Source organism: Pseudomonas sp. TE12234, from assembly GCF_054061835.1.
Map to the genome: position 1 here is coordinate 90,045 of NZ_JBSSEP010000014.1, position 12,353 is coordinate 102,397.

A 12,353-nucleotide genomic window follows, 5' to 3' on the forward strand; every position below is an offset into this window, starting at 1 on the left:
ATCCTTGTGGGAAAACACGCATAAGACGTAAGGGTAACCCACCGAAGGACATTGAGGCCAGCGTACGGCGGATTTGCCGTAAGGGCTTAGATCACACGGGAAAACCGTTGGCGATTGTGATGTTCCAGATACGCATCAAAGACCATGCACACCGAACGCACCAGCAGGCGGCCGGCAGGCAGTACGGTGATCCGTTCACTGTCGAGTTCGATCAGGCCATCCTTGGCCATGTCGTGCAACTGAGGCCAAAGTTCGCCGAAATAACCCTGAAAATCGATATTGAAGTCTTGCTCGATCTGGGCGAACTCCAGGTTGAAAGTGCAGATCAGCTGCTGAATGACCGCACGCCGCAGCCGATCATCGGCGTTGCACAACAGGCCGCGGCTGGTGGCCAGCTGTGAGGAGGCCAAAGCGTTCTGGTACTGATTCAGGTCGCTGCTGTTCTGGCAGTACAGGTCGCCGATCTGGCTGATGGCCGACACGCCCAGCCCGATCAAGTCGCAATGCCCGTGGGTGGTGTAGCCCTGGAAGTTGCGTTGCAGGGTCGATTCTTCCTGGGCAATCGCCAGTTCATCGTCGGGCAGGGCGAAGTGGTCCATGCCGATGTAGCGATAACCGGCAGCGGTCAGTTGTTCGATGGTGCGCTGCAGCATTTCCAGCTTCTGCGCCGGTGTCGGCAGTTCGTTGCTGTTGATCCGACGCTGTGGCAAGAAGCGTTCCGGCAGGTGCGCGTAGTTGAATACCGAAAGACGATCCGGTTGCAGGTTGATGACTTCTTCGACTGTGCGGGCGAAGTTGTCCGGGGTCTGTCTCGGCAGGCCGTAAATCAGGTCGATGTTGATCGAACGAAACTGCAGGGTGCGGGCGGCGTCGATCACCGCGCGGGTTTCTTCGAGGCTCTGCAGCCGATTGACGGCGCGTTGCACCGCCGGGTCGAGGTCTTGCAGGCCGATGCTGACGCGGTTGAATCCCAGCTCACGCAGCAAGCCCATGGTCGACCAGTCGGCCTCGCGTGGGTCGATCTCGATACCGTAGTCGCCGGAATCGTCGTCCAGCAAGTTGAAGTGTTTGCGCAAATGCGCCATCAGCTGGCGCAATTCATCGTGGCTGAGAAAGGTGGGCGTGCCACCACCGAAGTGCAGTTGCTCGACTGTTTGCGCGGGGTCGAGGTGGCAGGCGATCAACTGGATTTCCTGCTCCAGGCGCTGCAAGTAGGGCAGGGCGCGGCCACGATCCTTGGTGATGACTTTGTTGCAGGCGCAGTAGTAGCAGATGTTGGCGCAGAACGGCACGTGCACATACAGCGACAGCGGGCGCTGGGCCTTGCGGCTGTCGCGCAGGGCGTGAAACAGGTCGAACGTGCCAACCTGGCTATTGAATTGTACGGCGGTCGGATAGGAGGTGTAGCGCGGTCCCGCCAAGTCATAACGGCGGATCAGATCGGTATCCCAACGAATGGCGTCGAGCATCATGCGGGCGTTCCCCCGGATAGGCTGGCAGTGTCGGCGAGTCTAGGGTCTGCGTCGTTGAGGCATCTTGATTTGCGTCAAGGGTCAGGGTTCGTGTTGTCGGTGCGGGCCTCATCGCGAGCAGGCTCCCACATTTGCAATGCATTCCCTGTGGGAGCGAGCCTGCTCGCGAAGGGTACACCGCCGATCTAATGCCCCATGAGCCAATGCTGATGCGGTCCCGGCAAGGTCCAGATACCAAACAGGATCACCAGCAATCCTCCCGCCATGCGCACACTGCGCTTGCGCAACAGCGCCGTCACTCGCTCGGCCGCCAGCCCGGTGGCGAGCAGCACCGGCCAGGTGCCCAGCCCGAACGCCAGCATCAGCACTGCACTGTCGAGCGCGTTCCCCTGACTGGCCGACCACAACAAGGTGCTGTAAACCAGGCCGCACGGCAACCAGCCCCAGAGCGCGCCCAACAGCAGCGCACGGGGCACGCTCGACACGGGCAAAAGTTTGTTGGCAACCGGCTGGATATGCCGCCACAGGCCGCGCCCGAGGCTTTCGATGCGGGTCAGGCCGCTCCACCAGCCCGCGAGGTACAGGCCCATCGCGATCAACAGCAAACCGGCGAGCACGCGCATGAACATCGCCGCCGGACTGTTGGCTACCGCCCAGCCCGCCAGACCGATCAGCAGGCCGGCGGTGGCATAGCTGAGAATTCGCCCAAGGTTATAAGCCAGCAGCAGGCGAAAACGTCGGCTGCGCTGTTCCTTGGGGATCGCCAGGGTCAATGCGCCCATCAGGCCGCCGCACATGCCCAGGCAATGACCGCCACCGAGCAGACCCAGAATCACCGCCGACACCAGCAGTGGCGCCAATTCAAGCATGGGGCGGCGCCTTGTCGTCGGGGTTGGCGGCATGACTGCCGGCTTCGTCGACTGCGGCGGTGTGGTTCGGATCCTGGTCGTCGAACAGGATGCTGTGGGCCGGGCCGTCGAGGTCGTCGTACTGCCCGCTGTCGACCGCCCAGAAGAAGATGTAGACAGCGATGGCCACGATCAGCAGGGCAGCCGGGATCATCACGTAAAGAGCTGGCATCTGGACTCCATGCCCGTTGCGGCTCAGGCCGGCAGCGGACGGGTTTGTGGCGTGCTGCTGGTGGCGGGCGCGCTCGGCAGGCGAGTCAGGCGCAGCGCGTTCAGCACCACGGTCAGGGAACTGATGGACATACCGACCGCGGCCCATACCGGAGTGATCCAGCCGAGGGCGGCGAACGGCAGCATGAGGCCATTGTACAGCCCGGCCCACAGCAGGTTCTCGATGATTACCCGACGGGTGCGCCGAGCCAGGCTGAAGGCCTGCACCAACGCGTCGAGTCGATTGGACAACAGCACCGCGTCCGCACTGGTTTTTGCCAGATCGGTGGCCGAACCCATGGCCACGCTGATGTCGGCAGCGGCCAGCACCGGTACGTCGTTGACCCCGTCACCGAGCATCAACACCTTGCGACCTTGCTGGTGCAGCTGTTGCAGGACTTGCAGTTTGTCGTCCGGGCGCAAGCCGCCGCGGGCTTCGTCGATACCGAGTTCGGCGGCGACACTGGCGACCATCGGCGAGCTGTCGCCCGACAGCAACAAGGTGCGCCAGCCACGCGCCTTGCAGGCATCCAGCAGGGCGCGGGCATCGGCACGCAAGCGGTCGTCGAGGACCAGCCACGCCAGCGGCCCCTGGCTATCGCCCAGGAGCAGCCATTGCCCGGCTTCATCCGGCATCGACGGCAGGGCGGCGCCACTGAGTTCGCAGACAAAACCGGGTTGGCCAATGCGCAAACGCTGTTCGCCGACCCGCCCTTCGAGGCCGAGGCCGGGCGTGCTGTGCACGTCTTCGGCGGCCAGTGGCGCACGGCCAAAGGCGCGGGCAATCGGGTGTTCGGAGCGGTTTTCCAGCGCGGCGGCGAGGCTCAGGCATTGACCGCTGTCGAGGGCGCCAAGGGGACGGATCGAGCGCAGCGTCAGGCGTCCTTCGGTGAGGGTGCCGGTCTTGTCGAAAATCACTGTATCGATCTGGTTCAGGCCTTCGAGCACATGGCCGCGCGTCAATAACAGCCCCAGCTTGTGCAACGTGCCGGTGGCCGCGGTGAGCGCCGTCGGCGTGGCCAGGGACAGGGCGCATGGGCAGGTCGCAACCAGCATCGCCAGGACAATCCAGAATGCCCGCGACGCATCCAGCTCCCACCACAGCAAGCCGATCGCGGCGGCGGCGATCAGTGACAGCAGGAGGAACCATTGCGCCGCGCGGTCGGCGATTTCCGCCAGTCGCGGCTTTTCGGCCTGGGCGCGGTCCAGCAGGCGGACGATGGCGGACAGACGAGTGTCCTGACCCAGGGCCTGGACTTCCACGGTCAACGCACCTTCGACGTTCAGGGTGCCCGCGGTAACCGCATCGCCTGTGGTCCTGGCCTGCGGCAGGTATTCGCCGGTGAGCAGCGATTCGTCGATGCTCGACTGGCCTTCGAGGATCTTGCCGTCGGCCGGGAGAACCGCGCCGGGGTGCACCAGCACCTGGTCACCGACGCGCAGTTCGCTGAGCAGGATGCGTTCACTCTGACCGTCGGCACTCAGGCGCAGGCACGAGGCTGGCAACAGATTGACCAACTGTGCGGTGGCGGCGGCCGTACGTTCCCGGGCGCGGCGTTCCAGATAACGCCCCGCCAGCAGGAACAGCGCGAACATGCCGACGGCGTCGAAGTACAGCTCACCCACGCCGGTGATCGAGGTCCAGATCCCGGCGAGGTAGGCGCTGCCAATGGCCAGTGACACCGAAACGTCCATCGTCAGGTGGCGAGTGCGCAGGTCGCGCATGGCCCCTTTGAAGAAGGGCGCGCAGCTGTAGAACACGATCGGGGTGGTGAGGAACAGCGCAACCCAGCGCAGGATCGTGTGCAGCTCGGGGCTGAGGTCGATGTTGAATTCCGGCCAGGTGGCCATGGTCGCCATCATCGCCTGGAACCACAGCAGTCCGGCGACACCCAACTGACGCAGGGCCAGACGGTTTTCGCTGGCCAGTTGTTCGCTGGCGCGGTCGGCCTGATAGGGATGGGCGGCGTAACCGATGTGGCGCAACTCGCCGAGCACCTGACTGAGCGGCAATTGGGCATCGGCCCAACGGACGTGCAGGCGATGGTTGGACAGGTTCAAGCGCGCTTCGGCCACGGCTGGCAACGCACGCAGATGTTTCTCGATCAGCCAACCACAGGCGGCACAACTGATGCCTTCCATCAGCAACGTGGTTTCGGCGAGTTCGCCTTCGTGGCGGACAAAGGGTTGCTGAACATCCGCGCGGTCGTACAGGGCCAGTTCGTCCACCAGTTGCACCGGTAGCGCTTCGGGGTTGGCCGACGCTTCGCTGCGATGCTGGTAATAGCTTTCCAGTCCACCGGCGACAATCGCCTCGGCCACCGCCTGACAGCCCGGGCAGCAGAACTCGCGGGTTTGCCCCAGGACCGCCGCGGTGAATCGGCTGCCGGCCGGGACGGGCAGGGCGCAGTGGTAGCAGGGGATTGGGGTGGTCATGTCGGTCGTTATGAAAACCAATGTGGCGAGGGAGCTTGCTCCCGTTCGGCTGCGAAGCAGTCGTAATGCTGAATACTCGCAATTTCTGAAAAAACCGGTCTGCAGGCTTTAGGGGCGCTTCGCACCCCAACGGGAGCAAGCTCCCTCGCCACATCGCAGGTGCTTTATTTTTTCAGGTCTTCCGCGCCTTGCAGTGGTTCGTCACCGAGCAGCAGATCCTTGTCATGGCTGATCAGTTCTTCTTCGAACAGGCGCCATGTGTGGTCGTCCTGAGTGCCGAGCAATTCGACAAAGCGCCGGCCTTCGATCTTGTCGCTCAACTGGCCAATATAGCGACCCTGTTCGGTCTCACTGCGGGTCAGGACAATCTTGCGGTCCTTTTCCGGCTGGGTCGGCGAGATCAGGTTCAGATCCACGGTTTTCGGCTGGCTGTTGCCGCTCAAGCGCAGGTCGACTTCCCCCGTCACGTCATCCAGGTGAAGGTTGGCACGCATCTTTAGCGTCTGCGCCAGCAGTTCACGGTCGAGGGAACGGTTGATGCCTTTGCCGGCCTCGTAGTAGTTGTCGTTGACCAGGTTGTCCGGGTGGTTCACCGCAATGGTCACCATGGACAGGGTCAGGGTCACCGAGCAAGTCAGAATCCCGATGATGATCCACGGCCAAAGGTGCTTGTACCAGGGGCTTGCGGCGTTTGCTGCGGGCATGTTCAGTCTCTCAACGATTTTGGGGGCCGATGAATCGGCTCTTGGCTTCTACGTGGATGCTGGCGTCATCGGCATCCTTGAGGATGAATTTCACCTCGTTGGTGCTCGACGGCAGGTGTTCTGGCGCCACGGACAGTTCGGCCGGCTGGCTGATGATATCCCCGGCCGCCACCTTGATCTCGCGCCGGCCTTGCAACTTCAGGTCCGGCAAGCCGGTGGCTTCCAGCACATAGGTGTGGTCGCGCTGATCCTTGTTCATGATCTTCAGGCTGTAGACGTTTTCGATCCGCCCTTCGGCGTTTTCACGGTACAGCACGCGATCCTTGCTGACGTCGAAACCCACCAGCGAACGCATGAAAAACGCAGTGACCAGCAAACTGATCATCGCCAGCAGCACCACGGCGTAGCCGATCAGGCGCGGACGCAGTTTATGGGTTTTCTGCCCGGACAGGTTGTGCTCGGTGGTGTAGCTGATCAGGCCGCGCGGGTATTCCATCTTGTCCATGATGCTGTCGCAGGCATCAATGCACGCGGCGCAACCGATGCACTCGATCTGCAGGCCGTCGCGAATGTCGATGCCGGTCGGGCAGACCTGAACGCACATGGTGCAGTCGATGCAGTCGCCCAGGCCCTGGGCCTTGTAGTCGACGCCTTTCTTGCGCGGGCCACGGCTTTCGCCACGACGTGGGTCGTAGGACACGATCAGCGTGTCCTTGTCGAACATCACGCTCTGGAAGCGTGCGTACGGGCACATGTAGATGCACACCTGCTCGCGCAGCCAGCCGGCATTGCCGTAGGTGGCGAGGGTGAAGAATCCGACCCAGAAATACGACCAGCCATCGGCTTCGCCGGTAAAGAAGTCGATAACCAACTCACGGATCGGCGAGAAGTAGCCGACGAAGGTCATGCCGGTTACAAAGCCGATCAGCAGCCACAGGGCGTGCTTGCTGAATTTGCGCAGAAACTTGTTGGCGCTCATGGGCGCCTTGTCGAGCTTGATGCGCTGGTTGCGGTCGCCTTCGGTGACCTTTTCGCACCACATGAAAATCCAGGTCCAGACGCTCTGCGGGCAGGTATAGCCGCACCAGATCCGCCCGGCGTACACCGTAATGAAGAACAGGCCGAAAGCGCTGATGATCAAAATGCCCGAAAGCAGGATGAAGTCCTGCGGCCAGAAGGTCGCGCCGAAAATAAAGAATTTGCGCTCCGGCAGATTCCACCAGACGGCCTGATGGCCGCCCCAGTTCAACCAGACCGTGCCGAAATACAACAGAAACAAAAAGGCGCCGCCCATCATTCGCAAGTTGCGGAACAGGCCGGTGAACGCACGGGTGTAGATTTTTTCTCGAGAGGCGTAGAGATCGACGCTGTTGTTCGCGTTTTTGTTGGGCGGTGTGACGTCGTGTACCGGAATCTGGTTGCTCATCATTGCATCCCACGGCAGTGGAAAAATGCCTCGGTCAGTGCGTGCCGACCGCGGTCAAAGAGAGGTGTTGCAGTGGCGCAATGATACGCCTGTCGCTCTAGCCCAAGGGTGCGACCTTTGGTCGCGTTGGGTGAAATTCATAGATGGTGTAGCGAATGTAACAAAACATGATGCAGGTCAATTGACATGTGCAGTATAGCTGTCCGGTCGTGGGGTGGTGACAACGTCAGCCCCTGGCGCGGCAACAGGGGCTGTGTGATCGGGATCTTGTCTTGCGGTTACAAAAAAAAGACCCCGTCAAATGACGGGGTCTTTTGTGTTGCGTCCAGCGTTCGCCTTACTGAGCGTCCGCCGCCGGAGCCTTCTCACCGTGAGACAGGCTGTAGACGTAAGCGGCCAGCAGGTGAACCTTGTCGTTACCCTGCAGTAGCTCTTGCGCAGGCATCTGGCCCTGACGGCCGTAGCGGATGGTCTGCTGCAGTTGAGCGAAGCTCGAACCGTAGATGAACGCGGCAGGGTGGGTCAGGTTGGGGGCGCCCATTGCCGGGGTGCCTTTGCCTTCCGGACCGTGGCAAGCCACGCAGTTGGCCGCGAACAGTTTCTGGCCGGCAACCGGGTCAGCCTTGGTGCCTTCCGGCAACTTGCGGCCATCGAGGTTGGTCACCACGAACGCGGCAACGTCAGCAACGCCTTGTTCGCCAATCACTTCAGCCCACGCCGGCATGACCGCGTGACGGCCACCCATGATCGTGGTCTTGATGGTTTCCGGCTCGCCGCCCCAGCGCCAGTCGGCGTCGGTCAGGTTAGGGAAGCCGTAAGCGCCTTTGGCGTCGGAACCGTGGCAAACCGAGCAGTTGGAGGCGAACAGGCGGCCACCCATCTTCAGGGCTTGCGGGTCCTTGGCGACTTCTTCGATCGGCATGGACGCGAATTTGGCGAAGATCGGGCCGAACCTGGCGTCCGACTTGGCCATTTCCTTTTCCCACTCGTGAACGCCGGTCCAGCCAGTCTGGCCGTTGGCGAACGCGGTCTGCTTCTCGTTATCCAGGTAGTTGTAACCCGGCAACAGCCCCTTCCAGTTGCCCAGGCCCGGGTACAGCACCAGGTAGCCCAGGGCGAAGATGATGGTGCCCACGAACAGCATGAACCACCATTTCGGCAGCGGATTGTCGTACTCCTCGATCCCGTCGAAGGAGTGTCCAACCGTCTCTTCGGTCGCCTCGGTGCGCTGGCCCTTGCGGGTCGACAGCAGCAGCCAGGTCAGGGAAAAGATCGTACCGAGACTGAGGACTGTGACGTACAGACTCCAGAATGTAGTCATTCTTTGTTACTCCTAGAAGCTTGCTCGACGTGCTTGATGGCTTCGGGATCATCCGCGAAAGGCAGCAAGGTCGCGTCTTCAAACTCCGACTTGCGCTTGGGGCTGAAAACCCACAACGCCAGACCGATAAAGGCAACCATCACGACAACGGTGCCCAGGCCGCGAATCATCCCGATATCCATTTAGATCACCGTTTGCTTTTGATGATGGTGCCCAGGCCTTGCAGATAGGCCACCAGCGCGTCCATTTCGGTTTTGCCCTTCACAGCATCCTTGGCGCCGGCGATGTCTTCGTCGGTGTAAGGGACGCCGAGCGTGCGCAAGACTTCCATTTTCCGGGCAGTGTCCTTGCCGTCGAGCTTGTTTTCCACGAGGAACGGGTAGGCCGGCATTTTCGACTCGGGCACGACGTTGCGCGGGTTGTACAAATGCGCACGCTGCCAGTCATCGGAGTAACGACCGCCGACGCGGGCCAGGTCCGGACCGGTACGCTTGGAGCCCCACAGGAACGGGTGATCCCAGACGCTTTCACCGGCCACCGAGTAGTGACCGTAACGTTCGGTCTCGGCGCGGAACGGACGGATCATCTGCGAGTGGCAGCCGACGCAACCGTTGGCGATGAAAATGTCACGACCTTCCAGTTCCAGCGCCGGGCGAGGCTTCATGCCTTCGACCGGCTTGTTGGTGACGTCCTGGAAAAACAGCGGAACGATCTGGGTCAGGCCGCCGACGCTGACGGCGATAACCATGAAGAAGGCCAGCAGGCCAATGTTCTTCTCGACTGCTTCATGCTTCATCAGTGAGCTCCAACTACAGCAATCTGTTCGGCGGCTTCAGCTTCAGCCGGGTTCGAGGCGCGTACGGTACGGAATACGTTGTAGGCCATGAACAGCATGCCGGTGGCGAAGAATGCACCTCCCAGTGCGCGGACGATGTAACCCGGGTGGCTGGCTTGCAGTGCTTCGACGAACGAGTAGGTGAGGGTGCCGTCATCGTTGATTGCACGCCACATCAGGCCCTGGGTGATGCCGTTGACCCACATCGAAGCGATGTACAGAACGGTACCGATGGTCGCGAGCCAGAAGTGCGCGTTGATCAGGCCGGTGCTGTGCATCTGCGCACGACCGAACAGTTTCGGGATCATGTGGTAGATCGCGCCGATCGAGATCATCGCCACCCAGCCCAGGGCACCGGCGTGTACGTGGCCGATGGTCCAGTCGGTGTAGTGCGACAGCGAGTTCACGGTCTTGATGGCCATCATCGGGCCTTCGAAGGTCGACATGCCGTAGAACGCCAGGGACACGACCAGGAAGCGCAGGATCGGGTCGGTGCGCAGCTTATGCCAGGCGCCCGACAGGGTCATCATGCCGTTGATCATGCCGCCCCAGCTCGGAGCCAGCAGGATGATCGACATGGCCATGCCCAGGGACTGGGCCCAGTCCGGCAGCGCGGTGTAGTGCAGGTGGTGCGGGCCGGCCCAGATGTACAGGGTGATCAGTGCCCAGAAGTGCACGATGGACAGGCGATAGGAGTAGATCGGACGTTCGGCCTGTTTCGGCACGAAGTAGTACATCATCCCCAGGAAGCCGGTGGTCAGGAAGAAACCTACGGCGTTGTGGCCGTACCACCACTGGATCATCGCGTCCGTGGCGCCCGAGTAGGCGGAATAGGACTTGAAGAAACTGACCGGCAGGGACGCGTGGTTGACGATGTGCAGCATCGCGGTCACGACGATGAAGGCACCGTAGAACCAGTTGCCCACATAGATGTGCTTGGTCTTGCGCTTGACGATGGTGCCGAAGAACACCAGGCCGTAGGTGACCCAGACAATGGCCAGCAAAATGGCCAGCGGCCATTCCAGCTCAGCGTATTCCTTGGTGGTTGTGTAACCCAGCGGCAAGGTAACGATGGCGCCGACGATCACTGCTTGCCATCCCCAGAAGTGGAAGGCAGCGAGGCTGTCGGAAATCAGTCGCGTTTGGCAGGTTCGCTGCACGACATAATAAGAAGTGGCAAACAGTGCACATCCACCGAAGGCGAAAATCACCAGGTTGGTGTGCAACGGGCGCAGGCGTCCAAAAGTCGTCCACGGCAGACCGAAATTCAATTCCGGCCATACGAGCTGTGAGGCGATGAAGACACCGAGCCCCATGCCAAGGATCCCCCAGACCACCGTCATGATGGCGAACTGGCGGACTACCTTATAGTTATAAGCAGTCGGACTGATTGCTGTGCTCATTCTAAGGTTCCACGGTTTGGGTGTTTTATTAGGATTAAAAATCGGCCGCAAGTATGTAGAAAGCAGGGGGTCATTGCAACGCGCCATGACCTGGATCAATGCTTTCAAATGCTGATTCTGCGGCCTTTCCATGCGCCGCGTAGGGACAAAATTGCACACCGGCAAAGTGTCCCGCCGGACTAAATGGGCGAGGGGGTCAGGTCACATGTAACGGGGTGTGTTCAAACGCAAGGATCAGGTGACCGATGGCAATTCGCGCGACAGCCGGTATCTACCAGCCTTTGCGGCCTGTCATCGAGCTGAATCCGTCGAACACATCGGTTAGGGTCGACCTGGAACCGGTACTTGCCAGTCCGCATCGGAGCAAGCTTAGACCCGAATCTGGCGAACCGAAAGGAAGACTGAATGAGGGTGCGACAATGGGTCGCAAAGGGGCAGGAAGCTGCCGCATTCCGGAGAATGCGGCAGTAGAGCGGTCACCGATTACTCGGCTTTGCCTTCGGCCTGCAAGCGCTCGGTGCCGGCAGCGTGAGACAGGCTGTACACATACGCCGCCAGCAATTGAACCTTGTCGTTACCGAGCAGTTCGCTTTGCGCTGGCATATGGCCCTGGCGACCATGGCGGATGGTTTGTTGCAACTGCGCCAGGCTTGTACCGTAGATAAAACCGGCCGGGTGCGTCAGATTCGGCGCACCCATGGCTTCAGTGCCCTGGCCGTTTGCCCCGTGGCAGGCTACGCAGGTGGTGCTGAACACTTGCTGTCCGGCTTGCAGATCCGCACCGCTGTCGGCGGCCAGCGGCAGGCCGGCCAGTTCATGGCGCACGTAAGCCGCGACGTTTTTCACCCCGGTTTCACCAAGGATTTCACCCCAGGCCGGCATCGCTGCCATGCGTCCACCCATGATGGTGGTTTTGATCGTGTCGGGGGTGCCGCCCCAGCGCCAGTCGCTGTCTGTCAGGTTGGGGAAGCCGAATGCGCCCTTGGCATCCGAGCCGTGGCATACCGAGCAGTTGGAGGCAAACAGGCGGCCGCCCATTTTCAACGCTTGCGGATCCTTGGCCACGTCTTCCAGTGGCATGGCGGCGAATTTGGCGAAGATCGGTCCGAACTTCGCATCAGCCCTGGCCATTTCCTTTTCCCATTCGTGCGCACCGGTCCAGCCGTTTTCGTAGCCGGGCAGGATGCCCTTCCAGTTGCCCAGGCCCGGATAGAGAATCAAGTAGCCGACGGCAAACACCAGGGTGCCGGCGAACAGCATGAACCACCACTGCGGCAACGGGTTGTCGTACTCCTCGATGCCGTCGAAGCTATGGCCCATGGTCTGGTCGACGCTGCCCTTGGTTTCACCCTTGCGAGTGCCGATCAGCAGCCAGGTCAGGCCGATCAGGCTGCCGATGGTCAGTACGCAGATCCACGTACTCCAGAAGGTGGTCATGGCCGGGTACTCCTTGTTGCGGATTCTTGGGGGGGGACACTGTCGGGTTGTGGCTCGTCGGCGAACGGCAACAGGCGCGCTTCGGCGAACTCCGGATTGCGCTTGCCGTTGAACACCCAGAGCGTCAGGCCGACGAAAGCCACGAACACCACGACCGTGCCCAGGCCGCGAATCATTCCACTTCTTATTTCAAAGACCATG

At 61.2% G+C, this 12,353-nt stretch carries 12 protein-coding genes; all 12 read right to left on the reverse strand.

Annotated elements, in window-relative coordinates; translation table 11 throughout:
• Positions 1–86: 86 nt before the first annotated feature.
• Complete coding sequence (gene hemN, locus ACVWYU_RS20885) at positions 87–1,469, reverse strand: oxygen-independent coproporphyrinogen III oxidase (RefSeq protein ID WP_390960006.1); 1,383 nt, start codon at positions 1,467–1,469, stop codon at positions 87–89.
• Positions 1,470–1,657: 188 nt separating this feature from the next.
• On the reverse strand, positions 1,658–2,341 hold the full coding sequence (locus ACVWYU_RS20890) for a sulfite exporter TauE/SafE family protein (protein WP_457373568.1): 684 nt from the start codon (positions 2,339–2,341) through the stop codon (positions 1,658–1,660).
• Positions 2,334–2,552, reverse strand: a complete 219-nt coding sequence (gene ccoS / locus ACVWYU_RS20895) for a cbb3-type cytochrome oxidase assembly protein CcoS (protein WP_090323916.1) — start codon at positions 2,550–2,552, stop codon at positions 2,334–2,336. The genes ACVWYU_RS20890 and ccoS overlap by 8 nt, the downstream gene beginning before the upstream one ends.
• A 23-nt stretch (positions 2,553–2,575) precedes the next feature.
• Positions 2,576–5,026 carry a heavy metal translocating P-type ATPase gene (locus ACVWYU_RS20900; RefSeq protein ID WP_457373569.1) on the reverse strand — a complete coding sequence of 817 codons (2,451 nt, stop codon included), beginning with the start codon at positions 5,024–5,026 and terminating at the stop codon, positions 2,576–2,578.
• 164 nt (positions 5,027–5,190) lie between these two features.
• Positions 5,191–5,730, reverse strand: coding sequence for a FixH family protein (locus ACVWYU_RS20905; RefSeq protein ID WP_247256085.1), 540 nt, complete (start codon positions 5,728–5,730; stop codon positions 5,191–5,193).
• 10 nt (positions 5,731–5,740) lie between these two features.
• Positions 5,741–7,156, reverse strand: coding sequence for a cytochrome c oxidase accessory protein CcoG (gene ccoG / locus ACVWYU_RS20910; RefSeq protein ID WP_090323912.1), 1,416 nt, complete (start codon positions 7,154–7,156; stop codon positions 5,741–5,743).
• 337 nt (positions 7,157–7,493) lie between these two features.
• Positions 7,494–8,477 carry a cytochrome-c oxidase, cbb3-type subunit III gene (gene ccoP / locus ACVWYU_RS20915; RefSeq protein ID WP_390956825.1) on the reverse strand — a complete coding sequence of 328 codons (984 nt, stop codon included), beginning with the start codon at positions 8,475–8,477 and terminating at the stop codon, positions 7,494–7,496.
• Positions 8,474–8,659: a CcoQ/FixQ family Cbb3-type cytochrome c oxidase assembly chaperone gene (locus ACVWYU_RS20920; protein ID WP_003175465.1), complete on the reverse strand. Its 186-nt coding sequence runs from the start codon at positions 8,657–8,659 to the stop codon at positions 8,474–8,476. Before ACVWYU_RS20920 ends, ccoP (ACVWYU_RS20915) begins: the two co-directional genes overlap by 4 nt.
• Before the next feature lie 5 nt (positions 8,660–8,664).
• On the reverse strand, positions 8,665–9,273 hold the full coding sequence (gene ccoO / locus ACVWYU_RS20925; RefSeq protein WP_090323910.1) for a cytochrome-c oxidase, cbb3-type subunit II: 609 nt from the start codon (positions 9,271–9,273) through the stop codon (positions 8,665–8,667).
• A complete protein-coding gene (gene ccoN, locus ACVWYU_RS20930; protein WP_090323908.1) occupies positions 9,273–10,715 on the reverse strand; it encodes a cytochrome-c oxidase, cbb3-type subunit I in 1,443 nt (480 codons plus the stop codon). The genes ccoO and ccoN overlap by 1 nt, the downstream gene beginning before the upstream one ends.
• 483 nt (positions 10,716–11,198) lie before the next feature.
• Positions 11,199–12,152 (reverse strand): cytochrome-c oxidase, cbb3-type subunit III, encoded by a 954-nt coding sequence (ccoP, locus tag ACVWYU_RS20935; protein ID WP_457373570.1) that lies wholly within the window; start codon positions 12,150–12,152, stop codon positions 11,199–11,201.
• Positions 12,149–12,352, reverse strand: a complete 204-nt coding sequence (locus ACVWYU_RS20940) for a cbb3-type cytochrome oxidase subunit 3 (RefSeq protein WP_457373571.1) — start codon at positions 12,350–12,352, stop codon at positions 12,149–12,151. The genes ccoP (ACVWYU_RS20935) and ACVWYU_RS20940 overlap by 4 nt, the downstream gene beginning before the upstream one ends.
• Position 12,353: the final 1 nt, after the last annotated feature.